Here is a 23,669-nt window from a genome sequence, read left to right as displayed (position 1 = left end):
AATATTAGGGTAAACTGAAAGTGTATCCGGCCCCAACCGTGTGGTATGCGACCAACAGACACAGATTCAGACGTCGAAGTGTACGAATGTTTCGATTGTGGGCGTCGTGTAGAGGACCCGGGGACAACAGAGTGTGAAGAGTGTGGCGGGGAACTGCACAATCTCAGCAAGCCGCGAGACCTCTAATCCTCGCGCTCTCGTTTTTCCATCCGGGCAACCAGGTCGTACGGACTGTCACCCTGACGAATCCCATCGAGCAGTGCAAACGCGTCGCCCGGCGAGAGGAAGTGACTCGTCACCGCCCGGCCCAGCGACGTCGGTTCGAGGCTGTCGATGAAGTTGTATTCCAGCAGTTTCCCCAGCGCGTGTTTCGTCGGCACGTCACCGACCATCATCTCGTTGAGTCGCTTGGCTGCGCTCCCGCCGACAGTAACGTTTGCCAGCGTTTCCTCGACGGCAGCACCCTCGTCGTAGCGAGTCTGGACCGGTTCCATCTCGCCTTTGAGGAGTTTGAACGCCACCTCGTCCTCGGTCATCTCCTGGCTGCCGTGGTAGGAGCCGTCGGGTTCGATCAGCAGGTAGACCGTTCCTTTGTCGTGGTAATCCGGTCGGCCCGCCCGGCCGAGCATCTGGTGGAACTCCTGAACCGAGAGCCACTCGATACCCATCGCCAGCGAGTCGAAGATGACCTGTGACGCGGGGAAGTCGACACCCGCCGCGAGCGCTGCCGTCGTCACCACCGCGGAGAGTTCCTGGTCGGCGAACTGCTCTTCGACACGGGACCGGCGTCGGTTGTCCAGTCCGGCGTGATACGGAGCCGAGGAGTAGGTGAGTTTGCGCGAAATTTCGTGACACCGACGTCGGGAGTTGGTGAAGATAATCGTCTGCCCGCGGTAGCCCTTGCTCGATTTCTGGTCGAACGCGCGCTGTGTGAGTTTGTCCTCGACATCGAGTTTCTCCCGGCCGTCAAGGAAGGTAACGTGGCGTTCGATGGGCACAGGTCGTTCCTCGAACTCGATGAGCGTCGCCTCCAGTGCTCTGGCGAGCGTCCCGGGGTTACCGACCGTCGCCGAGAGGTAAATCCACTGCGTATCGCCGGCACTCTTCTCGCGACAGTAGTATTTCAGCCGGGAAATGAGTCCGTCGAGGCGATGGCCTCGTTCGCCCTCGCCGAGGGTGTGCACCTCGTCGATGACCACTGTTCCGATATCGCCGAGATTCTTGTGCGTTCGCAACGCGTGGTCGATACCCTCGTAGGTACCGACAATAATGTCGGCGCTGGGGTCGAAGCGTTCGCCGTCGTCGTTGACGCGGCTGGCGCCGACACGAAGGGTGACATCGGCGATGTCGCCGTACCGGTCCTGAAACTCACCGTATTTCTGGTTGGCGAGGGCGACCAGCGGGACGAGAAAGAGCATTTTCCCTTCGCCGTTGAGCACGCGGTCCAGGCCAGCCATCTCGCCGACGAGCGTCTTTCCTGTTGCTGTTGCGCTGACGACCAGTTGGTCCTGTCCCTCGGTTGCGCCGTTCTCGACAGCGAGACTCTGGACCGGCAACAGCGTATCGAAGCGGCCCTCGAGTTTCTGCTGAATGCCGGGATGTAGCGACAGCGAACTGACCGGCACGGGGTCGACATCCTCGACGGTTGGACTAATCTCGTCGAATTTCGTCAGTTCGGGGTCGAGGTCACCCTTGAGAAGGTTGATGATTCGTTCGAGGTCCTGCACCTCGAACAGCAGCGATTCGAGTCGTTCCTGGGCCGTTCCGGTAATATCGCCGTGGTAGGCAAGCTGTCGGTCGAGTTGCTCGCGGGCACAGTCCGGACAGACCGTCTCGGTTTCTGTCTCGATTGCCGTCTCGGAGGTGATCGGTGAGTAGACGCCGCTCTGGGCACAAAGCCGGCACGTCCGGACAACCTTGGCGTCGAGCTGGTAGCCGTCGAGCATCTCCTGCAGTTCGGTCCGTCCCCGCGAAGAAGTCTGCTGTGAGACGCGGATGCGGTTGGCGCGGCGGGCCAGTTCGACGAATTCGTCGGGGCTACGCAGTTCCTCACTGGCGCCGTCGACGATGCGAAGTCGGGCAGGTCGCGGGCCGGCGCTGGTCTCTTTCACTTCGAGAAAGCCGGTGAACACGCGACTACCGTCGCGTTGGACGACGACGCGGTACTGGTCGTCATCCTCGTGTAAAAATAACGTATCGACCTGGGCGACCTGCTGTGACACGTCCAACAGTAGGCGGAGGAAGTATTTGAGTTGTACGAACTGTGCTCACTCCACGAGCGTAATGGCGTCGTCGCCGGTCGGCACCGCACAGAGGAAAATACCGGGCTGGTCGCTCTCGTTTCGGTACCAGTGGACCGCACCGGCAGGAATGTGTATCGTGTCGCCAGCGGTGACAGTGTACTCCTCGTCTTCGATGCCGACAGTGTAGTTGCCTGCGATGACGTGCTGTTCGTGCTCGATGTCGTTGGTGTGTTTCGGAACGGTCCCGTCTGGTTCGAGGACGAACCGGCGCAGTGCAACGTTGGGCGCGCCGTACTCCTCGTTGACGAGGACGCCCTTCTGCATGCCGTCAGCGGCGTCGAGCGCTTCGTATTCGATATCTTTTGCCCGGCGGATCAGCGGCTTCGAGGCAGTCTCTCCCATACAGTTCTTTCGACGGCGGCTGATTAGGAGGTTTCGCCGGTCAGCCCTGCGGCGGCGTGAGGTTCTTCATCGAAAAGTCAGACTTGGGGACGTACTCGCCGGCAAGAACGGCGAGTTCGCGCGTCCGTTCGATATCAGCCAGGTTGTGCTCGAGCAGCGCCAGCCAGCGGCCCGCCTCCCACGCCTCGACGGCCGCACCGCTCTCCGCGAACGGGTCACAGTCTTCGTCGCCGATGAGTCGGTCGTACACCCCAACGAGGTCACCGACGTCGCCGGTATCGAAGCGCTGGATTGCCGCCATCGTATCCGCGTAGGGCACGTCGTCAAACGGCCACGCGACGCCATTTCTCAGACACGCCGAGCGCACGAACGGCAGGTCGAAGCCGCCGTTCCACGTCTCACCGTTGTACGCTGTCAGGTACGTTTCGTCAGCCAAGTGTTGGTCTGCGTACTCTCCGACGTGTTCCAGCAACGCTCGCTCGTCAGCAACGACGTGGAGGTGGACAGGCGCGTCCACGCACGCCTCCAACTCGGCACGGAGTTTCTGTTTGTCGGCGCTGCGACCCGCCGTGTTGAGCACCAGCCAGCTGCCGACCGAATTTCTGAAGCCGGCCACTGTGATGACAGCGTCGTCGCCCAGACCGGAGGTTTCGATGTCGAATGCAACTGGTGAAAGTCCACTCATACCAGCACCAACAGCCACAGGGGAAATACGACTGTGGGCGACGCTTCCGCGTTTCCGAGTACGGCACCGGAGCCAGCTGGCCTACTGGCTTTGCGTTCGATAGACGCGACTCGGCCCCTGTCCGTCGCTCTCGACCAGATTGTACTGTTCGAGTTTCCGGAGATACTTTCGGACAGTTCGTTTTGTCTTCGGGTCCTCGACGCGGTCGGAGTACCGCGTGCGAATCTCCTTGGGCATCAACTCGCCGTGCTCGCGCAGCACCTGATACACTGCGAGTTGGTCGTCACTCAGCCGGTCCAGACTCTTCTGGCGGAGTTGTGCCCGCGCTTCCGGGATTGCTGATTCAATATCGCCGTCACTAATCTGGGCAGAGTTGTCGTGTTCGGCTTGGCGGGCCGCCGACCGAAGGATACCGATGGCATCGCGGGCGTTGCCGCGAGCAGCCTCGGCAATACGTTCGAGTTGGGCTGTCGTCACGGCGTCCTCGACTAATCCCCACTCCGCCCGGTCGGAGAGGATTGCGACGAGTTCGTCTCGCGTGTATCTGTCGAACTCGATGGAGTCGCTGCTACGCAGGCGCGACTGCAGACGCTCGTCGAGCGGGTTGAACAGGTCGCGTTCGTGGTTGGTGACGAGAATCATCGTCACTTTTGGCGTGGCGTACAGCCGGCGCAACAGGTCCGGGTCGTCAATCTGGTCGGCCTCGTCGAAGACAATGAGATACGGTTTTTCGAGTTCGCGAAGCCGCCCCAGCAGTTCGTCCTGTGGCGTCGAGCGGTGGATGTCGTAGGTCGTTCCGAGATTTTCGAGCAGTTTGTACAGAATCCGGAAGTCGTTGGGATGGAGCCAACAGTCGACGTGGGCAGTGTGGACGTCAAGCACCTGCTCTTGCAGGCGGTCGAGGGTCGCCCGAGCGACACAGGTCTTCCCGGCCCCGGATGGCCCGGTAAGCAGGGCGTGCTGTGGCCGGTCGCCGTCGACGACTGGTTCGAGCGCCGTTGCAAGCCGGGTTGTCTCCTCGTGTCGATGGACAATCTCCCGGGGGAGATACTCGTCCTGCAACACCCGGGCGTCCTGAATCATACTCGTGTGATGTGAACGCGTCCTGATAAGCGGCGGGGCTAGGCTTCCGGGTTTCCGGGTCTGGGCTCGGACGGTCGTTAGCCGAACTGCGACAGCGATGTGTCGACGTGGTCGTGGAGGGCGGCCTCGATGTCCTCGACTCGCCAGCCACTGGGAGAGAGGACACTCTCAGCGGCCCGGAGGAGTCGCTCGCGGTAGAATGAACTGTCGACCGAGTCGACCGACTCGTGAGCGAGACGAACCCGGTCGCGGTCGTCGCGGTCATCGTCGACGACGACGTACTGCACGTCCTGTCCCGGCTGGTGGTCGAAGCCTGCCTGCCCAGAGCGTTCGAGGGCAGCGGTCGTTCGCGTCCGTCGTCGGTACTGTTGGGCTGGTTTCGACGTTCGTACAGTGATAGCGAGTCGCTCTGGCGAGACGGTTCCCGCTTCGAGACGGCGAAGCCACCGAGACAGTTCCAGACAGACAGCCTCCGGGTCTCGGGTGCGGTCGAACCGCTCGACCAGCGAGCGCTGGCAGTCCGCCACAAATTCGGATGTACTGCGCTGGCGACACTCGATTCCCCGGTACTTGTACGAGCCGTCTGTCCGCCGGCCGAAGTAGGTGGTGAGTGCTCCGGTGTCGTCGGACCGGCGCGGAACGAAGGCAATCCAGTCGTACTCGCCCTCGTACTCCAGTCGAATCTCTGTCGCTTGGGTTACGTCCGCAACAATCTGGTCGAGCGGTTGCTGGGTCGCGTCCTCGCGGGCCGTCACCCACAGGCTGTCGACAATGCCGTGAACAACGCGCCAGCCACCGTCCTCGAGTTGCGCTTTGGCGTCGAGCAGAATCTGGCGGGCAACGGCGTTGATGGCCTCGTGGCACTCGATACGGCCGAACTTCGCGTTCGAGAAGCCCTGATAGCCAAAACAAGAGACGAGAATCCACTTCAGCGCCGCCGACTGTCCGTCGAGGGCGGCGTTTCTGTCTGGTGAGTCTGCCTGTTCGAGTTGTGATTTAATCTCGTCGCGGTCGTCGATAATGGGTTGTAACACGTCGGGCAGATAGCCCGGCTCGGGACAGATGCTGTAACCGAGTCCCGGCACGTCGTCGGTGTCGTGACACGGACACCGGATGGTTTCGGGGCTAATGTTTCGCGTACAGATGATGTTCGGATACAGCGACGAGAAGTCGAGTTCGTGGACCTGCTCGTGGACGCCAACCTCGGGCGTGAAGGTGAAGCCACCACGGTCGGCTTCGTGGAGTTGGCGCATCGTTTTCGGAAACTCGTGGCGCCAGCTCTGCCACGGGACCAGCACACCGCGGGCCAGTGCCTCCCGAATCTGGATGGCTGTGAGCACGTTTCCGATAGAGGCCCACGACAGCTCCTGCAGTGGTTTCCGTGACCGTTCGACGAGGTCGAGGCAGCCAGCGAGATTCGCCTGCTCGTAGAAGAATGTGTTCGAGCGGTCGATGAGAACACGCCCCGGAACAGCGTATCGTGCCGGCGAGTGGGCAGTCTGGCCGTAGTGCTCGTACGTCGAGGCAGTCGCGAGTTGCTCGTAGCCCGGCCGCCGACCGAGGTGGAGTTGTTGCCCGTGTTCCGCCGCCGTCTCGGTCAGCGCTGGAACAAGTCCAGCCTCGGAGACGACGAGCACGTCGGGGTCGACATCAGTAAGTCGCTGTCGGAGGGTCTCGACAATAGTGGCCGCCCCCGCAACTGGCTCATCCTCAATCATCAACTCCTCGACCGGCGCTTCCGGATTTCCGGGGCCAGGGGCAGTGAGTTCGAGCGTTCGGAGCGGCCGGTCGGGAACCGGGTCGACTCCGCATTCGAGGCAGTAGCGGAACTCGGGTGAGAAATCGACGTTAAACAGCCGGTAGGTTCCCGGTCGCTCGCGGCGGCGAATCCAGCCAGCGACTGGTTGCACTCGGTCCATTGTGGTCACGTCGAGACGGCAAACAGTCTCGGCGTCGCGGCGGAACGCGGGGCGCCACGATTCACGTGACGTCTGGCAGACATCACCGCGAGCCGCGGCCGCGGCTTCGAGGTCAGCGAGCGCGTGCTCGCTGTCGGCGCTGGCGTAGATGGTTGGCGTGTACGCGTCGCGCTCGCGGCACTCTGTTCCAGATTCGGTTGCGTGCCACTCCAGTACGCGACCATCACGGAACTCAATCGTGAACGCCATCGGTTGTCTCGCGCGTCTCGACGCGCTCCCGAAGTGCGTCCAGTTCTCGCTCGTGAGCGAGCAACACCGACACGAGCAGCGGCACCATCGGGTCGGGGTGGTTGCGGTTGCTGGCGGCGTGGGCGTACTCCCGGCCGTGCTCGAACAGACGGTCGAATCGCGCCTGGGCTGGTCGCCGGAGTCCCCGGCGATACGAACTCCACTCGCCTTCGAGTGCGGTGAGTCGGTCACGGTAGGTCGGGTTAGTTCGCCCCATAGGCCACCTCCGGACTCGCCGTTTCAGTGTCGTACAGCGGTTTGCGGGCCGCGAGCACGCGCTCCCAGAACGACAGCGTCGTCTGAACCCACCCACCCTCGCGAGGGTAGACCAGCGTCTCGGTGTCGCCCGACTGGAATCGCGGGCCAAACGGCGTCGACTGACAGGCGAGCGTCTGCGACGCCGCCCGCTCGACCGGTTCGGTAAACCTATCCTCGCGTCGTGTCGTCACGAGAACTGGAATCTGGCGGCTCCGGGCGGTCGCGGCCAGCGCTGCGAGGCTTCCGAGTAACAACTCGCGGCCTTCGTCGGCGAGCAAGTCGTCGGCGCGGTAGTACCGGTCAATCTCCGGAACGACCACGAGTTCGGTTTGCTCGGCGTCAAGTGTCGGAAGCGAGCGAAGCAGAGCAAACTCCTGAAATGCTGTGAACGCTCGCGCAACACGGATGCGGTCGAGAATCCGGTCGGACGGAGCGAGGTCGACCAGCGGACTCGTCTGTGCGTGTGACCCAGGGTCGACCCAGTAGCCAGTCCCACCGGTCGAGAGGATGTGGTCGACAGCAAGCGCGTGTATTGCGTGGTCAGTCTCCTCGTCTGCAGACAGGAGCGTGAGTCCCGGTGACAACTCCGGGAGCGTCGGACTACTCGCGGTCGTCGAGTCGTGACGTGACATGTGTACCGACTCGGGAGGGGCTGGATTAAGCGAGCGGGCAGCGCTTCCGGGTTTCCGAGTTCGCTAATCTGCTGGCTCAGTCTCGTAACGCTGGATGAATCCGATCCTGCGTTCGCCGACAACGAGCAGCATTGCCAGTCCGGAGCCAACGAGCGCGAACGCCGCGAGCACGGCGAAGAAGACGCCGAAGGAGTACGAGCCAAGAACGAATCCGCCGATAGAGGTGCTCGCTGCGCCGAATCCGAACTCGCCGAGGTACGTGTAGCCGTAGGAGAGACCACGAGTCTCCGGCGGGGTATACTGGGCAACGGCAACCTGATAGAACGGCTGGATTGCAAAGAGGAAGAAACCAAGCAACACACAGAGGCCAATGATAACTCCGATTCCACCGGATGAAAGCGGAACGAAGACGAGAACGAGCGCCGCGAGGATTGCGAAGATGGCGACGAGGCCGCGTTCGACTGGAATCCGGTCGGTCAGTTTGCCGCCGACGTACTGGCCACTCATCCCGACGACGAGCAAGCCAACGAAGATGTAATCACCCGGGGAGAACCCTTCGAGTCCGGCCGCGAGCGTGATTCCACTCATCGCCGGCAGGCCCTGCAGAATCGTCGGGAGGAAGGTCAGCACACCGCGGTAGAACAATCCCTCGAAGGCAACGAGCACGAACACTACGAGAAAGGCGCTGCCGAGCAGGTGTCGGCTGTTCGTGAGAAACGCTGGAAGGGTGAGTGCCTCTTCGTCCTGTGCATCGACATCGGTATCGACAGCGGCGGTCGTATCGAAATCAGCGCTGAGTCCGTAGATGACGGCACCGAGGGCAGGCAGGGCGAGTAGCGCAGCAACGAGATGCCAGTCGAAGAAAATCAGCAGTGTCGCCGCCGCGAACGGACCGAGTGCGATACCGGCGTTACCGGCCATTCCGTGGTACGCAAAGATGGTGCCTTGTTCGGAGGCACCGGTGCTGATGAGTGCCATCCCGGCGGGGTGATAGACACTCGCGGCGATTCCCCAGCAGACCAGCGCCGCGCCGATCAGATAGATCGACGACGACGCGGCAATCCCGAGGAAGGCCACTCCCATCCCGGTGAAGCAGAGAAGCACGAGTCGTTTCGGCCCGAATCGGTCGGCCAGAATCCCGGCCGGAAGCGCGCCGATACCGAACAGTGCGTAGCCTATCGCCACCACTGTCCCGAGCAGTGCAATCGACCCATCGAAGCTATCTCGCCAGACGACGAGGAAGATCGGAATCGACATCTCGAACCAGTGGACGAGGGCGTGACCCAGCATCGTAAACCGGGCAATCGCTCGGTCGTTCGCGTTGAGAGCCATCGGCGTTACTGTCGACAAGGCCGCGGAATCACTTAGCCACACTGACTCGGACCGCGACAATATATAAATAAACTAGACGTACGTTCCTATCAATACCAAAATATATATTACGGTGTCTGATAGTTTGTATATAATATGTCCCCGCAGCAGCGCCACACACCGACGCGCAGGCGGTTTCTGCAGGTTGCCGCCGGTGCCCTCGGGTCGGCGGCAGTAGTCCAGACTGCCGAGGCCAACCAGGCCCAGGTCAGTCCGGACTGGCAGTTCGAGACCAACGGCGCAGTGTTTTCCTCCCCCACTGTCGTCAACAGTACAGTCTACATCGGCACGCAGGGCGGTAGTGTCTACGCGCTCGATACAGCGCAAGGCACCCAGCGCTGGCGATTCGATGCACCAGATTCCATCGACAGCTCTCCGTTCGTGGTTAGCTGGGGTGGCGAGTCGGGACCAGACCAGCTCGTGTTCGTCGGCTGTGAAGACCAGAATCTCTACGCACTGGACGCCACGACCGGCGATGTTGTGTGGAAGCTCACAACCGGCGGCGGAATCCAGAGTTCGCCGGCAGTCGGTGCGGAGACGGTGTTCGTCACCAGCGACAACGATGGGCTCTACGCGGTCGATACAACCACCGGCGAGGTAAGCTGGTTCACCGAGTACTCCCAAGCAAGCTACGCGTCACCGACAGTCATCGAGAATACCGTGTTCATGCGCGGGCAGTCCCTCCGCGCACTCGACCCACGGTCAGGCTGGGAGCGGTGGCGATTCGAACTCGGCAGCGGCACCTACTCCTCGCCGACAGTCGCGGATGGCACCGTCTACGTCGGCGACCGCGAGCGTAACGGTGGCCCGAACTCCGCCGGGAATCTCTACGCACTGGAGGCCGACTCTGGCCGCCTGCGGTGGACCTTCGACACAGACGAGTTCGTCGACTCCTCGCCGACAGTCGCAGATGGCTCTGTCTACGTCGGCGGCTGGAAGACCCGGTTCAGTTCGGAAGATATCGAGAGCGGGTCAGTGTTCGCGCTGGACGCCAACAGCGGCGACCGACAGTGGTCGTTCGAGACGGGTCACCGAGTGCTCTCCTCGCCAACAGTCGCCAACGGCACGCTTTACGTTGGCAGCTGGGACGAGACAGTGTACGGACTGGACGCAGCGACTGGGGAACACCTGCTTTCGTTGCAAACGAACGGCCGGGTGAGCTCGTCGCCGACGGTCGCTGACGGCACCCTCTACGTCGGCAGCAACGATGGCTCGGTCTACGCACTCTCGACAGGTGTCAGCGGAACGAGTTCCGACTCACGGGTCAAACTCGGAACGCTCGGCCATACCGGGAGTCGACGCTTGCCCAAACAGTTAGGCACAAAAAGTCGTCTCGACGGCCTCACCGCCCGGGCACTCGGCGCCGGCGGGGCGGTGGGGTTGCTCGCCGGCAGTGGACTGCTGTACCGCGGAAGCAACCGCCGAAACGCGTACGGCAACCGCAACTCGTAACGCTCAGACGTGCTCGTCGAGAAAGTCGACGACATCTGTGTAGGCCGCAATCTGGTTATCGAGTTTGGAGATACCGTGACCCTCGTCGTCGAAGATACGCTTGCGGACGGGAACGTGGTTGCTGGCCTGTTCGACAATCTGTTCGGCCTCGCCGACCGGGACTCGCGGGTCGTTCGCGCCGTGGAGCACGAACAGCGGCGCTTCGATGGCGTCAATGTTGTTCGTCGGACTGATCGATTCCAGAAACTCTCGGTCCTCGGCGAGTGAGCCGTACTCCGCCTCGCGGAGTTCCCGCCGCCACGAGCCGGTGTTTTCGAGGAACGTGACGAAGTTTGCAATCCCGACAATGTCGACGCCAGCGGCCCACCGCTGTGGGTACTCCGTCAGCGCCGCCAGCACCATGAAGCCGCCGTAGGAGCCGCCCTTGGCGACGATTCGCTCGGGGTCGACGACGTCGCGGTCGGTCAGCCACTCGACAGCGTAGTCGATGTCTTTCACCGAGTCCATCCGCTTTTCCACATCGTCGAGGTGGGTGTACTCGCGGCCGTAGCCGGACGAGCCCCGGACATTGGGTTCGAGTAACGCGTAGCCTTCCGAGAGGAAGTACTGGTTGAGTCCCGAAAATGAGGGGCGGCGCTGGCTCTCGGGGCCGCCGTGGATATCGACAATCACCGGCGCGCCCTCGTCGGGTACCGATTCGGGAACCGAGAAGAAGGCAGGAATCTCCCGGCCGTCGAACGTCTCGTAGCGGATTAGTTCTGGTTCGACAAACGTCTCTGCTGGGATGCCAGCAGTCGACGCCTCGGTCCACTTGGTGACTGCGCCGGTCGGGTCGCCGGCCAGCGCTGCCTCGTCGTCGGCGAGTTGCCGGAGCGCAGTCAGGTCCACAACGGAGACGTTTGTGTTTTCCCGGCGACCAGAGGAGGAGAGGGCGAACCGGTCGCCGTCGGGACCAAAACTGACGCCACCGGCGATGTTGCCGGGTAGTTCCGGGATGGGGAGTTCTTCGAGGCCATCGTCGGTCAGCTCTCCGAGCGTCAGGTCGGTGTAGCCGTCGACGTTGCGCGAGTAGACGAGCGTGCCAGTCTCTTCGTCGACGGCGACGCCGCCGACGTTCCACTCACCGCCTGAGCGGAGCTGTTCGAGGTCACCGGTTTCGGGGTCCATTCGAGCAAGGTAGAGTGTCTCGGAGCCGTCGTCAGTGACGAGATACAGCGCGTCGCCGTCAGGACCCCACTGCACGCTCGAATACCGGATATCGCCGTCGTGTGGTGTGAGGTGACGGCGTTCTCGTGTGTCGAGGTCGAGTACGTACACGTCCTGGTCGAAATTCGAGTACGCCTGCTGGAGCAGGAGTTCGTCGCCGTCGGGATGGAACCCGCCGACGCTCAGCCAGCCGTCGCCCTCGAAGACCAGTTCAGCCGCTTCGCCGGTCGCGTCGCGGTCCTGGACGTAGATGTCGAATACGGACTCGTCGCGGCGGTTCGAGGCGAAGGCGAACTGCTCGCCGTCGGCCCGCCAGCCACCCCAGCGGTGTTTCGCCTCGGGCATCCCCGTCAGATTGGTAATCGTTCCGTCATCGTCGAGACGAAACAACTGCATGCGCTCGTTGCCGCCCTCGTCCATCCCGAATATCAGTTCGGGGCGCTCAGGAGAGTAGCTCGCGAACGAGACAGGTTCGTCGTAGAAGGTGCGCTGGGTGGGCCACTCGCCCGGTTCGTCGAGGGTGTACACCTGCCCGACGCCGGTTGCGTCGTGTAAGAAGGCGAGTCGGCCGTCTGGCCCCAGTGACGCGCCATAGGCGCTGCGCACCGTCAGATATCGTTCGAGGTCGTAATCGCTCACGCCAGAGTCCAGCGGCGGCGGATACATAGCATTTGTGTGCAACGAGAGTGGCAACTATGTTTATCAGACATGGTGTCGAACTATCAGCTATGCCTACAATCGAACTCGACGAACAGACGGTCGAGCGCCTCGACAGCCTCCGTATCGAAGATGAGTCCTACGACGAAATCGTGACCGAACTCATCAACATCTACGAAGCCGAGGAGTTGACGCTGTTCAAGGCCGAGTAGCGTCGACAGTGTGTTCGGCCGCAACGCGGGCTGCTCGGTCGGCCAGGTCGCTGGGTTCAGCCTCGCGGATTCGTTCGAGCGGTGGTCGCGTCGCCGGTCTATCAGGCGCGAGCAGGTGACAGCCAGTGTTGATAGTCGAGTCTGGATAGGTGCCAATAGCTTGAGCGCGCTGGCTGATTGTCGACTTGTCGAGTGCGAGCAGCGGCCGGTGGACTGGCAGGTCGACAGCCGCGCCAGTGACGCCGAAGTTCGTCATAGTCTGGCTCGATTTCTGGCCAGCGGCTTCACCCGTTACGATTCCAACGGCGTCCAGTTCACCGGCGACTTCGGCTGCCACCTGCAGCATGAACCGCCGCACCGCGACCATCCGGTACATGTCGAGGTCGGCAGCTATGTCCTCGATAACCTCGCTGCCGTCAGCAACGCGGAGTCGAGTATCGAAGTTCGGGGCGTACTCGCCGAGTGTCGCGGTCGTCTCCTCTGCTCTGAGGCGGTGGTCCACGCCCCCGTACTCGCCCAGACCGATATACAGTGGATAGACTGGTGCGCCGCGTTTCATCGCCAGCCACGCCGCGACCGGTGAGTCGATGCCGCCGCTGACCAGTGCCACCAGTGGTTCCTGCGTCCCGAGCGGAAAGCCTCCCGGACCGGCCTGCTGGTCGAGATAAACGTAAGCGTCGTCTGGTCGACACTCGACGGAGAACGTCATTGCCGGGTCGTCCAACTCGACAGTCGGCTCGACAGCGGTGGGGGCAGCGTGAGCCACAGCGTCACCGCCCTCGCGTTCGAGTTCCGTGCTCGAGAATGGATGTGCCGAGGCGGGGCCAGCGCGGTCGACGCGGACGGCGTAGGGCTGGCCGCGGTAGTGTTCGCGGGCGGCGTCGGCGAGGGCGTCGGTAATCGCCCCGCGAGTTGGCGCAACGCGGCGGGCAGGGCTGGCCGAGACGACCCCAAACGTGTCGGCGGCGGCCGCGGCAACTGCCTCAATGTGGTCGGGATTCGTCTCGACGTACAGCCGCGTGTTCTCTCGGGTGACCTGCGCGTCGAGTCCGCGGTCGTCAAGAATGGCGAGCAGATTCTCCTGTAGCCGCTGTTCCATCCGGCCGCGGAGCTGGGCACTCTTAATTCCAATTTCCCCGTAGCGGACGAGGACCGTCCCGGCTCCCGGCGGGTGCATACCCGGCTTTGCCGGCGGCTGGATAAACTCGCTTCGGTCAGTTGGTGTTGCTCTTCGTGATGTCTGTCTTCGAGAGCAGACCAACAAGCTCTCCGGAGTCAGTGACGGGCACGTAGCTAATTCCCTCCTGTAGCATCGTCGACGCCGCGTCCTTGATATGCTGTGTTGGCTCGATGGTCGTCGTCACCTCAGTCACGGCCTCGTCGATATCGAGCTGTGAGGTGTCTTCGCCAGCCGCCACCTGGCTCACAATATCCGTACTCGTGACAATACCTGTCGGCTCACCGGTGACGATGACAGCCCCCATGTTCCCCGCTTCCATACGCTCGGCAGCCACAACCAGCGAGGCGTCCGGTTCGACCGTCTCGAAAGACTGTGACATGTATCGCTCAACAGTCGTATTCTGATGCTTGCTCACAGTACACAATGTGTAGGAACAATCATTATATTTTCCCCGTCGGCGGCGCTTCAGAACGTCGAGAGTTCGTTTTCGATGACTCGCTCGGTGATGTCGGTAACGTTTGCGAGTTCGTCGTCGACTGCCGCGACAATTTCCTCGCGGATGTCCCCAATCTCGACACCCTCTTCGGTGAGAACCTGCGCGTCAGCAACGTGTGGGTGGTCGATTGGCTGGCCAATCTGGCTCAGCAGGCGCATCTGGAGTTGCCTGATGCCGTCGACATCCTCGACGACAGACTGGGCGATTTCTGTCGAGAGCAGATTGTAGATTTTGCCGATGTGGTTGACCGGGTTCTTCCCGCTCGTGGCTTCCATACTCATCGGTCGGTTCGGCGTGATGAGTCCGTTCGCGCGGTTACCACGCCCGACAGAGCCGTCGTCACCCTGCTCGGCACTCGTGCCGGTCGTCGTCAGGTAGATTGAGCCCTCGTCGTAGTTGTCTGCGGTGTTGACGTAGACGGTCACGTCGCGGTCGGTGTACTGGCTGGCAAGCTCTTCGACGTGGGCTTCGACAGCTTCGACAGCCTGCTTGTAGGCCGCCAGGTCTTCGATGTGGTGGTCAACCATCGCAACTGCGACAGTTACGTCGATACGGTCGCCCTCACGTTTGCCCATCACCTTGATGTCCTGTCCAATCTCGGGGTTGTCGGCGGCGTAGCTGGTGTTCAGGTCGCGCTCGGTGTTGTAGACAATCTGTTCGGTCTCGGTCAGCGGGGCGTGGCCGACGCCGTAACTCGTGTCGTTTGCCATCGGGACGGCGGCGTCCTCACCGAAGACATCTTGCAGGTCACCGCTCCCTTCGCCGAGTTTGATGTCGACGATGATGTCCGTCCCGACATCGAGATTCGGGAACGTCTCGTCGAGATACTCACGGGCGGCCCTGAGTGCAATTGTCTCGGCCGGGATCCGCTGGCCGTCGTAGGTCTTCGTCGCGCGACCGACGATCAGCAGGTAGATCGGCTCGAGCATCTCGCCGCCGCCGAAAGCGGGTGCGGCCGTGCCGGCAACGAGTTGAGTCTCGTCGGTGTTGAAATGCAGCAGTCGTCCGAACCGGTCGAGATAGGTACGGGCCAGCGCCCGCGCTACCTCCTCGGCGACGCCGTCGCAGATGGAATCGGGATGGCCGATTCCCTTTCGTTCGACGATTTCGATGTGCTGGTCCTCGACTGCTCGGGCCGCTGCTGGCTCGACGTGAATATTCCGTTCGCTCATTATGTTGATATTCAACAGCACCGGGTCTATAACTTTCGGAAACAATCAGCCGGATTAGAATGTCCTGAGGTAATATCTATGGTCCACGTTACTCTTCAGCCAGCAACAATCCGAGATACGACGTTCGAATCTGCTCGTCGGTATCCAGTCCGAGGTCAGTCAAGACAGTCAGCACGCGGTCACGGGCGCTGTCGATGTCGTCCGCTGTTTCGAGTTCAGCCTCGACAAACTCGCCGAGTCCCTCCACTGTATCGAGGGTGACCGTAATGCCGTCGAGAGTGTATCGTTCCCGCTCTTTGTGAACGGTCGCAGCAGATTCATAACGCAACCCATCGAGAATCGAACGCAGTGCTTCTGGGTCGACAACTGCTGTCTCGGCCTCCTGTCGGGTCTTCGACTCACTGTCGACCAGCGGTCCCTTGTACGTGAGACGCGTATCGGTTGTCCCCTCCTGGTCCTCGTCAGCCCGACTCGTCGCGGAGCGTTCCTCCCGGATTCGGAGTGCCTCGTCAGTCTGTGCAAAATTCCGGTCCGGCGCGTCGTAGTAGGTGTCCTCCTGTTCGACGGCCTCGACATGTGTTGCCCCAGCAGAGTCGAGCGCATCGCGGACCGAGTCGTGGTTTGCGCGGACTTTGACCTCGACTTCGTACATACGTCAACATGCAGCCGAAGACCCATAAACGGTGCCGCAAGAGCCGTTAACCGTACTGAACGGGGCCACAACGAGCGTTAACCGCGAATCGATCGTAGGGAAACAATCGGAAATGTAGAATAGAGAACAGCCGCGAACGGACCTGAGACGGGGATATTGGAATTTTCGTAAACAGGTCGTATGCTCGGACGGGCGAAATTACCGTGAGACGCAGAAATTGAGTCGACGCGGAACTGTGGTCACTCCGCACTCTCACCGAACGCGACGAGGCCGTTACGGGTTGGGACTACGATGGCATCGTCAACGACAGCGACAGGCTGCCCGCGCGAAATACCACCCATCCCGTCAGTTTCGCCGACACCGACGGGAGAACCGTCAGCAGTGTCGAACGCAGCCAGCGCGTTTTCCGTTGGCTCGTCCGACGCGCCACCGGTGCCAGCGTAGACCGTATCACTGGCACCGACAACCGACGTTGCGAGTGTTTGAGACAGTGCAGATGCCCAGATTTCACTCCCGTCGGCGGTGTTGATAGCGACCATGCCGAACTCCGAATACCCGGTCGGATCGCCGCCTGTCGTCCGTGCGATTGCAAGCAGTCGTCCATCGACGAGGACGGGTAAGCCGTAGACGCCGGCAACCTGTGGACCGTCACCAGCGGCACTCGGCTCCGGTCGATAGCGCCACAGTTCATCCCCACTTGCTCGGTCGAGGGCGACTAATGCGGCATTATCGCCGTTGAGTGCCGCCGAGAAGCCACCTGCGACGTAGACACGCTGGTCGTCGACGACCGGAGTTCCCACAGGCGTCCTGCTGCCGGGCCGCAACGCACTCTCGGTACCAGCGTCTGTCCGCCAGCGCTCGGTGCCGTCAGCGCGGGCGAGCGCGACTACCTCGTTGCCGAGGCTGGCATAGACAGTATTCTCGGCTACCGCGACGGTGCTCGAACGAGAGACAGCACCCGGCGATACCGTCCACCGTTCGCTGCCGTCGGCGAGGGTGCGACATTCGACGCCACCGGCTGTTGGGAGATAAACGTCTGCATCGGTGGCAACTGGCGGCCCCGTGGCCACCTGTGCCGGGGTGGTTCGCCAGTCGCGCTCGCCAGTTCGGCGGAACGCTTGGAGTGTTCGACCGACCAGCAGAATCCGCTCGTCGGCGACAGCCGGGGTAACAGCGCTGCCAAGGGCAGGTCCGTCGTTGAAAGCGGTCCGCCAGACCGTCTCGCCGCTCGCAGGATCGATTGCAAACAGCGTGTTCAGTGGACTCGTCTCGTTGTTCGAGCGAAACATCGTGCCTGAGACGACAGTGTACAGGTACTGCCCATCGCTAACCACGCCGGAAATTTGACCGGTAAAAGTGGGATCGCCGTCTGCGTCTGGAAGTGATGGCTGCCAGCCCCACCGTCGTGGTAGGGTCCCGTTCGACGAACTGCTCTGAGGCGTCACCGCCGTCGGATGGTACACGTGGTTACGTGGTGTCCGACCGACAGAGCGCCACCCAGCGGCGTCGTCGGTGTCCGTTTGAGCACCGTCGTCCGGCTGCGTGTCGCCGCCGTCGAACACGTCGCTACAGCCAGCGAGGCCGACCACCGTGCTCGCCCCACCGAGCGCCAAGAACTGTCGTCGGTCCATACCGGATCAAGTAGGAGTAGAATAATATAGATTAGTGTCAGGTTATGTACGGAAACGTCTGTTTTCACGCGCGAAAACCGTTCAATCACGGTACCGTGACACACGATTTCGGCCGCCGAGCGTTGCGAAACGGTGTTCTTAAGAGTATTACGACTGACCCAAACGGTATGAGCAACGATTCCGAGGAGGAGTCATCGGAGAGCGAAGACGCACAGGAGGAGGAAGTACAGGGTCTGCAGGAGGGAGATTTCATCAAGCTCGATTACACCGCCCGAACGGTCGAGGACGACCGCCTGGTGGATACGACCGACCCTGAGGTCGCCGAAGAAGAGGGTATCGACGACGAGGATCAGGAGTTCGCGCCCCGGACGATTGTGCTGGGCGAAGGGCACATTTTCCCATCCGTCGAAGACGACATCATCGGCAAGGAAGTCGGTGACACGGGCAGCGTCGCCGTCGAAGCCGAAGAGGCATTCGGCGAGTACGACGACGATCAGGTCCGCACCATCAGCAAAGACAAGATTCCTGAAGACGACCGCTACCCTGGCGCACAGGTCCAGATCGACGGGCAGGAAGGATTCATCGAGACGATCATCGGCGGCCGCGCACGGGTCGACTTCAATCACCCGCTCGCGGGCGACGATGTCGAGTACGAGTACGAGATTGTCGGTGAGGTCGAGGACCGCGAAGAGCAGGCCCAGGGCCTGATCGACATGTTCCTCGGCATGGAGCTGAACATCTGGTTCCAGACCGACACCGTCGAAGAAGAGCAACTCGTCGAGGACGAGGATGACGAAGACGACGAGGACGACGAGGAATCCGAACCCGAGTTCGAGACGGTCGAAGTCGAGAAGGACTCGCTGTACATCGAAGCGACGCCACAGCTCACGATGAACCAGCAGTGGATGATGCAAAAACAGCAGATCGGCCAGCAGATGATGGAACTGATCGGTGTCGACCGGATCGTCATCGAGGAGATCATCGACGGCGCCGGCGGCATGGGCATGGGCGGCATGATGGGCGGTATGGGCGGCATGGGTGGCGGCGACATCGAAGAAGCACTCGAAGACGCAGACATCGACGCCGACGAACTCGCCGAAGAGATCGAATAACGAGGCGCTGTTTTATCGGTCCGGTTCGGCGACGATCCCGAGATGGTCGTCGTGGAACGGCTCCAACGATTCCGCGTACCGAACGGTGTACCCCTCAGCAAGTCGCTCTTTGACCTCTGCAAACACCGCCTCTGGGTCTCGCGTCACATCCTCGCTTCTGGCTTTCACCGAGAGCACGAGCCGCCCGTCTTCTTTCAGGAACTGCCTGTTCGCGAGCGCCACGTCAGCCTGCCCGCGGATTGCCACATCTTGAACAATTACGTCGACCGGTTCGACGACGTGAGCGTACGACTCTGGTTGTCGGGCGTCCTTCAGCAGCGGAAAGAGATTCTGTCGGTCCTCCGCAACTGTGAGTAGGTCACGCATCGGTCGCGGTGCGAATTCGACAGCGTAGGTCGGTCCTGCAAGGTCCGCAACGTGGCTGACTGTTGTCCCGCTCGCGGCACCGAGATACAGCACTGTTGAGCCCGCTTCGAGGCCGGTATCAACGCCACGGTCGAGCAAGACGGCGAGTTTCGAGCGTGAGCGGTCCCACAGCCGCCAGCCGTCAGCGGTTGGCTCGCCGTAGACTGGTTCGCCCCGTGTCGCCAGCCCGGTTTCGCCGCCGATACTCCGTTCTTCGAGGCCGTCAATCATGATCCACCACGAGTGCGGATGCGCTCGATTCGGTCGTCGAGTTCAGCCTCCAGTTCCGGGCGATACTCGCCGCTGTAGTTGTCCACTCGGGCGGCGATAGAGAGTTTACCTGCCAGCGCGCGAGCGGCCGACCCGCGCTCCTCGGGGTCCGTGCCGCGGACGTACTCGTGGGTGTAAATCACACCGTGTTTCGGCGAGGGCGCGCCGCCGCGGAGGTGAGCGAACAGCGCGTCCTCTGCGCCGAGTAGCTGCAGGGTGCCAGAGGGTTTCTTTGCGAGCGCGTCGAGACCACCAGCCAGCGCGATGAGTCGCGCGGCCAGTTCCGGGCCGGCCAGTGCAGAGAGGTTCGGTGCAACGGAGGTCGCCGTCGACTCGACGACCGCTTGCAGAGACTGGCTCTCCTCGCGGAGGTCCACAACGCGCTCGGCCAGTGAGTGCAGGCGAGCAGACATCGGGTTTGCTGGCTCGCTGTCAGCGAGGTCAGCAATCTCGGCCTCGCCCTCGAGACTGCCAGCCCACTCGGCGACGCGTTCGGCGAGTTCGTTCTCGACACGACGACAGTCATCGAGCGCGCGGACAGCGTGAATTAACTGCTGGTCGTCGGCCTGTTCGCGCTCGCGAACCGCTGCCCGGGTTGCCGTCGTCGTTGCCTCGTGTAACCGGTCGTAGTAGGCCGCCTCGGTGTCGGCGAATCCGGCAGCGACAGCCGCCGACGGCCACTCGCGTGCCTCGCCAGCGCTCCCATCGCGGATTGCCGTCGCCGCGGCCTCGGTGTCGTCCGGGTCGAGTCCCTCGAACCAGCCTGTTGGGTCGGACGCCTCATTCATGGCAGTTGGTACAACTGCGGGCCGTTTAGGTGGCGTGGTCCGGTCTCGCCGGAACAGCGGTCAGAGCGGCCCAGTGCTTGTGTACAGTCTAGAGACATGTTACCACAGCGTGTTGAAAAGACCGATCTTTTTGTAACAGAGTTTCGTAATCAGCAACAACATGGTTAATGAGATTCAGGAGCCAAGGTGGTTGGAGGCGGAACGAAACTACGAAGACCCGATGCGTGAGCGGGGGACAATTTCGGAGCTATTCGAGAAAAGTGCAGCAGCGAATCTCGATGGGGAAGCACAGATGTTCAAGGGAGGGATCTACGACCGGTCGATCGACCATCTGTTGCCCGACGCCCCGGCCGGAGAGTACGCGTCGATTTCCTACCGACAGATGCGACGGATCGTCCGCAACCTCGCGACCGGCTTTCGAGAGCTTGGTCTCGAGGCCAACGACCGGGTCGGGCTGTTCTGTAACACCCGCATGGAGTGGGCCCAGAGCGATTACGCCCTGCTCGCTGCTGGCTGTGTCGTCACGACGGTCTACACTGACTCGTCACCGAGTCAGGCAGAGTATCTGTTGAGCGACCCCGAGGCGAGCGCAGTCGTCGCCGAGAACGAGGAGATGCTCGAGAAGGTACTCGAAGTCGAGGATAGTCTCGACCTCGAATTTATGGTCGTCGTCGACGAGCCAGAGTCGAGTCACGACCGTGAAGATATCTACACACTCGGCGATGTTCACGACCTCGGCGAGGAGCACTACGACGAAGAGACCTACAAAGGATGGCTCGACGAGCGCCAACCAGAAGACCTGGCGAGTCTCGTCTACACTTCAGGAACGACTGGCCAGCCGAAAGGTGTCCGGCTAACTCACTGGAACTTCCGGTCGAACGTCCACATGATCCGGCGACGTGCTGGGCCGCGACCTGACGAACCAGACCGGCCGTGTGTCAGCAGCGACTCGCGGATGATTTCGTTCCTACCACTTGCACACGTCTTCGAGCGGACGATTGGCAGTTTCACCTCCTATGGCTCGGGAGCCACGGTCGGTTACGCCGAGAGTACCGACACTATCTCCGAGGATATCAAGAAGATTCAGCCGACGGGGGCGGCAAGCGTGCCGCGTGTCTACGAGCGTATCTTCGACAGTATGCGCGAGCAGGCCGCTGAGAGTCCGGTCAAAGAGCGCATCTTCAACTGGGGACTTGACGTCGCTATCAAGTACCAGAAGGCAGAGAATCCGGGCGCAGGGCTCCGGCTCAAACACTCCATCGCAGACAAACTCGTCTACTCGACGGTCAGAGAGGAACTCGGTGGCAATATCGAACTGATGGTCTCTGGTGGTGGCAGCCTCAGCACCGACCTCTGTCGAATCTTCAATGGTATTGGCCTCACCGTCACAGAGGGATACGGACTGACCGAGACATCGCCGGTCGTCTCGACGAACTCAGTCGACGACATCCGGCCCGGAACGCTCGGCGTCCCGGTTATCGGCGCCGAGATAACCCTCGACGAAACAGCCGTCAAACAGGAAGATGTCGACCGCGAGGTCGAGGGAAGCACCGTCGGCGAACTGCTCGTCAGCGGTGATAGCGTCACGGACGGCTACTGGAACAGACCTGGCGCGACCAAGCGCGCGTTTACTGACGACCCGAACAAGACGAACGAGGCCGATGACGAACAAGAGAGCATCGTGGCTGACGGGGCTGGCTCTGCTGCCGACATCGGCAAGTGGTTCCGGACCGGCGACCTGGTCGAACAGACGCCTGATGGCTTCCTGATTTTCCACGAGCGGCTCAAGCAGATCATCGTCCCTGACACCGGGAAAAATGTCGCGCCACAGCCAATCGAAGACCAGTTCTCGACGAACGACCGCGTCGAACAGATCATCGTCGTCGGCGACAACCAGAAATTCGTCGGCGCAATCATCGTCCCGAACTTCGAGTCGATGCGAAAGTGGGCCGACGAGGAAGGACTCGACCTGCCCAACAACGACCACGCGGCCGTCGAAGACGACCGCGTGAAGGAGTGGGTCGGGGAGGTCATCGACGACGCGAACGAGAACCTCGAGAAACACGAGAAGATCCGTGGCTTCGCGCTGGTCGGCGAGGAGTGGACGCCGGAGAACAACATGCTGACGCCGTCGATGAAGAAGGTCCGGAACACAATTCTGGACGTTCACGAAGAGAAGATGCAGGAGATTTACGGCGACGAGTACCGACCGAAAAACTAGCGCCGACGCGGTTTTCGACCCACACTGGTTTGTCAGTCCCATCCGTAGACGCCGCCATGGGTAGTGACGACGAGGCAAGTTCACACGAACAAATGCAGCGGTACGAAGAACTCGCCGAGCGCGAGCGAGAGTACCGCGCAGAGAAGCGAGCGGTGCTCGACGATGTCGGCGACGAACTCACCGGCGTTGTCGAACGAGCTATCGCGACAGAGGGAGCGAATGTCACCGTCGAGTCGACGAGTTCGGACGGCAAAATACAGCGACTCCGGCCACGACTCGACAAAGCCGCACTCGTTGCGGCCGTGACCGAGGAGCTTCCCGACGGATTCGCTGTCAAAAGCGTCAACGACGACGGGACGCTCTCGGTGGAGTGGTCCCGCCGGAAGACCTCCGCCGAACAGCGGGCGATGGTCATCCTCCAGACGGTTGTCGCAGAGGCGGTCATTACCGACGCTGACGAACTCATTGTCGAGGCTCCGACCCGGTCCGACGTGATCGACCGCGCGACTGAACTCGGCGTCGACCGAGAACTGGCCGGCGAACGGCTCCAGCGACTCGACGATATCGGGAAAGTCGACATCGAAGAAGGGCAGGTTTTCCCTGGCTGAGTTGTGTAAAGTATCTTTGTTTGTTTTCACCACAGGAGAGACATAGAAACCACTCGGCGCGCTCGACCCGAGCGAAGTGGGGGTATCTCGCTCAGCGGGAGCCGCGAGCATGCCGAGGGTTTTCGGTGCCCTCACGGCACCCAATACTCGCTTAACTCCAGTTATTTCAGGTAACCGGTGCACATTACTTCCCAGCACTACGAATGCAACTATGACCGATCAAGATCCAAGTGCCGACCTCACCCACGTCGAGGACGGCAACGCACAGATGGTCGATGTCGGTGACAAGGACGACAGTCAGCGCCGCGCAGTCGCGCGTGGCCGCATCGACCTCCAACCTTCGACCATCGAAGCGATCAGATCCGACGGCATCGAGAAAGGCGATGTGCTCGCAACCGCCCGTATCGGCGCGATTCAGGCTATAAAACACACGTGGGAAACAATTCCGATGTGCCACCAGATTCCGATCACGAACGTCGAGACGGAGTTCGACGTGGCCGACGAATCGGTGACGCTGACCGTCGCCGTCGAGACAGTCGGCAAGACTGGCTGTGAGATGGAGGCACTCGAAGGCGTGACGACGGGGCTAAACGTGGTCTGGGATATGGTCAAGGCTGCCGAGAAAGACGACGACGGCGAGTATCCCGCGACGCGAATCGACAACGTTGAAGTAATCGAGAAGTCAGTCGACCGCTGAGCAGCGCACGACCGGCCGAACAATGAAGC

23 protein-coding genes are annotated in these 23,669 nt (G+C 61.6%); 7 read left to right on the top strand and 16 right to left on the bottom strand.

All coding sequences use genetic code 11. The annotated features are described in order from the left end of the window. Positions 1-45: 45 nt before the first annotated feature. Positions 46-186: a rubrerythrin-like domain-containing protein gene (locus tag ACMGFM_RS06065; protein WP_436901546.1), complete on the top strand. Its 141-nt coding sequence runs from the start codon at positions 46-48 to the stop codon at positions 184-186. Here the strand turns inward: ACMGFM_RS06065 and ACMGFM_RS06060 are convergent. From ACMGFM_RS06060 to ACMGFM_RS06025, 8 genes are all read right to left on the bottom strand, one after another. Beyond that, positions 183-2,222, bottom strand: a complete 2,040-nt coding sequence (locus tag ACMGFM_RS06060; RefSeq protein ID WP_436901545.1) for a DEAD/DEAH box helicase — start codon at positions 2,220-2,222, stop codon at positions 183-185. The two genes, ACMGFM_RS06065 and ACMGFM_RS06060, sit on opposite strands and share 4 nt — an antisense overlap. Positions 2,223-2,267: 45 nt before the next feature. Then, positions 2,268-2,645 (bottom strand): cupin domain-containing protein, encoded by a 378-nt coding sequence (locus tag ACMGFM_RS06055; protein ID WP_436901544.1) that lies wholly within the window; start codon positions 2,643-2,645, stop codon positions 2,268-2,270. 40 nt (positions 2,646-2,685) lie between these two features. Continuing rightward, the gene (locus ACMGFM_RS06050; protein ID WP_436901543.1) at positions 2,686-3,330 is read right to left on the bottom strand and encodes a hypothetical protein; all 645 of its coding nucleotides are present in this window, start codon (positions 3,328-3,330) and stop codon (positions 2,686-2,688) included. An 81-nt stretch (positions 3,331-3,411) separates the two neighbouring features. Beyond that, a complete protein-coding gene (locus ACMGFM_RS06045) occupies positions 3,412-4,413 on the bottom strand; it encodes a Cdc6/Cdc18 family protein (RefSeq protein ID WP_436901542.1) in 1,002 nt (333 codons plus the stop codon). A gap of 77 nt (positions 4,414-4,490) precedes the next feature. After that, positions 4,491-6,581, bottom strand: coding sequence for a type B DNA-directed DNA polymerase (locus ACMGFM_RS06040; RefSeq protein WP_436901541.1), 2,091 nt, complete (start codon positions 6,579-6,581; stop codon positions 4,491-4,493). Next, entirely contained in the window at positions 6,565-6,837 is a 273-nt protein-coding gene (locus ACMGFM_RS06035; RefSeq protein WP_436901540.1) for a DUF8156 family protein, read from the bottom strand. Before ACMGFM_RS06035 ends, ACMGFM_RS06040 begins: the two co-directional genes overlap by 17 nt. Then, entirely contained in the window at positions 6,824-7,510 is a 687-nt protein-coding gene (locus ACMGFM_RS06030) for a hypothetical protein (protein ID WP_436901539.1), read from the bottom strand. Before ACMGFM_RS06030 ends, ACMGFM_RS06035 begins: the two co-directional genes overlap by 14 nt. A gap of 63 nt (positions 7,511-7,573) precedes the next feature. Further along, the gene (locus tag ACMGFM_RS06025) at positions 7,574-8,842 is read right to left on the bottom strand and encodes an MFS transporter (RefSeq protein WP_436901538.1); all 1,269 of its coding nucleotides are present in this window, start codon (positions 8,840-8,842) and stop codon (positions 7,574-7,576) included. A gap of 135 nt (positions 8,843-8,977) precedes the next feature. On the opposite strand from ACMGFM_RS06025, the gene ACMGFM_RS06020 reads away from it, so the two are divergent. Then, complete coding sequence (locus ACMGFM_RS06020; RefSeq protein WP_436901537.1) at positions 8,978-10,333, top strand: outer membrane protein assembly factor BamB family protein; 1,356 nt, start codon at positions 8,978-8,980, stop codon at positions 10,331-10,333. 3 nt (positions 10,334-10,336) lie between these two features. Here the strand turns inward: ACMGFM_RS06020 and ACMGFM_RS06015 are convergent, their stop codons facing one another. After that, positions 10,337-12,178: a S9 family peptidase gene (locus ACMGFM_RS06015; protein WP_436901741.1), complete on the bottom strand. Its 1,842-nt coding sequence runs from the start codon at positions 12,176-12,178 to the stop codon at positions 10,337-10,339. Between the two features lie 89 nt (positions 12,179-12,267). On the opposite strand from ACMGFM_RS06015, the gene ACMGFM_RS06010 reads away from it, so the two are divergent. Continuing rightward, positions 12,268-12,408, top strand: coding sequence for a DUF7557 family protein (locus ACMGFM_RS06010; protein WP_436901536.1), 141 nt, complete (start codon positions 12,268-12,270; stop codon positions 12,406-12,408). Here the strand turns inward: ACMGFM_RS06010 and ACMGFM_RS06005 are convergent. The 5 genes from ACMGFM_RS06005 to ACMGFM_RS05985 form a co-directional block, all read right to left on the bottom strand. Next, entirely contained in the window at positions 12,395-13,585 is a 1,191-nt protein-coding gene (locus ACMGFM_RS06005; RefSeq protein ID WP_436901535.1) for a tRNA sulfurtransferase, read from the bottom strand. The genes ACMGFM_RS06010 and ACMGFM_RS06005 overlap by 14 nt on opposite strands. A 37-nt stretch (positions 13,586-13,622) precedes the next feature. Then, on the bottom strand, positions 13,623-14,003 hold the full coding sequence (locus ACMGFM_RS06000; protein WP_436901534.1) for a CBS domain-containing protein: 381 nt from the start codon (positions 14,001-14,003) through the stop codon (positions 13,623-13,625). Positions 14,004-14,053: 50 nt separating this feature from the next. Further along, positions 14,054-15,256 (bottom strand): methionine adenosyltransferase, encoded by a 1,203-nt coding sequence (locus ACMGFM_RS05995; RefSeq protein WP_436901533.1) that lies wholly within the window; start codon positions 15,254-15,256, stop codon positions 14,054-14,056. 88 nt (positions 15,257-15,344) lie between these two features. Continuing rightward, positions 15,345-15,908: a class IV adenylate cyclase gene (gene cyaB, locus ACMGFM_RS05990; protein WP_436901532.1), complete on the bottom strand. Its 564-nt coding sequence runs from the start codon at positions 15,906-15,908 to the stop codon at positions 15,345-15,347. A gap of 239 nt (positions 15,909-16,147) precedes the next feature. Next, positions 16,148-17,539 carry a PQQ-like beta-propeller repeat protein gene (locus ACMGFM_RS05985; RefSeq protein WP_436901531.1) on the bottom strand — a complete coding sequence of 464 codons (1,392 nt, stop codon included), beginning with the start codon at positions 17,537-17,539 and terminating at the stop codon, positions 16,148-16,150. Between the two features lie 167 nt (positions 17,540-17,706). Between ACMGFM_RS05985 and ACMGFM_RS05980 the strand changes: the two genes are divergently transcribed. Then, entirely contained in the window at positions 17,707-18,651 is a 945-nt protein-coding gene (locus ACMGFM_RS05980) for an FKBP-type peptidyl-prolyl cis-trans isomerase (protein WP_436901530.1), read from the top strand. A 12-nt stretch (positions 18,652-18,663) separates the two neighbouring features. Here the strand turns inward: ACMGFM_RS05980 and ACMGFM_RS05975 are convergent, their stop codons facing one another. Together ACMGFM_RS05975 and ACMGFM_RS05970 are read right to left on the bottom strand one after the other, a co-directional pair. Next, complete coding sequence (locus ACMGFM_RS05975) at positions 18,664-19,287, bottom strand: fibrillarin-like rRNA/tRNA 2'-O-methyltransferase (RefSeq protein WP_436901529.1); 624 nt, start codon at positions 19,285-19,287, stop codon at positions 18,664-18,666. Continuing rightward, positions 19,284-20,114 carry an NOP5/NOP56 family protein gene (locus ACMGFM_RS05970; protein ID WP_436901528.1) on the bottom strand — a complete coding sequence of 277 codons (831 nt, stop codon included), beginning with the start codon at positions 20,112-20,114 and terminating at the stop codon, positions 19,284-19,286. Before ACMGFM_RS05970 ends, ACMGFM_RS05975 begins: the two co-directional genes overlap by 4 nt. A gap of 160 nt (positions 20,115-20,274) precedes the next feature. On the opposite strand from ACMGFM_RS05970, the gene ACMGFM_RS05965 reads away from it, so the two are divergent. The 3 genes from ACMGFM_RS05965 to moaC all read left to right on the top strand — a co-directional run bounded on the left by ACMGFM_RS05965 (position 20,275) and on the right by moaC (position 23,640). Then, the gene (locus tag ACMGFM_RS05965; RefSeq protein ID WP_436901527.1) at positions 20,275-22,335 is read left to right on the top strand and encodes an AMP-dependent synthetase/ligase; all 2,061 of its coding nucleotides are present in this window, start codon (positions 20,275-20,277) and stop codon (positions 22,333-22,335) included. A 56-nt stretch (positions 22,336-22,391) separates the two neighbouring features. Next, a complete protein-coding gene (locus ACMGFM_RS05960) occupies positions 22,392-22,943 on the top strand; it encodes a hypothetical protein (protein ID WP_436901526.1) in 552 nt (183 codons plus the stop codon). 211 nt (positions 22,944-23,154) lie between these two features. Beyond that, positions 23,155-23,640: a cyclic pyranopterin monophosphate synthase MoaC gene (gene moaC / locus ACMGFM_RS05955; RefSeq protein WP_436901525.1), complete on the top strand. Its 486-nt coding sequence runs from the start codon at positions 23,155-23,157 to the stop codon at positions 23,638-23,640. Positions 23,641-23,669: the final 29 nt, after the last annotated feature.

The organism is Halovenus halobia (assembly GCF_051414135.1).
Classification (GTDB): Archaea; Halobacteriota; Halobacteria; order Halobacteriales; family Haloarculaceae; genus Halovenus; species Halovenus halobia.
This window is presented reverse-complemented; position numbering and strand designations above follow the sequence as displayed.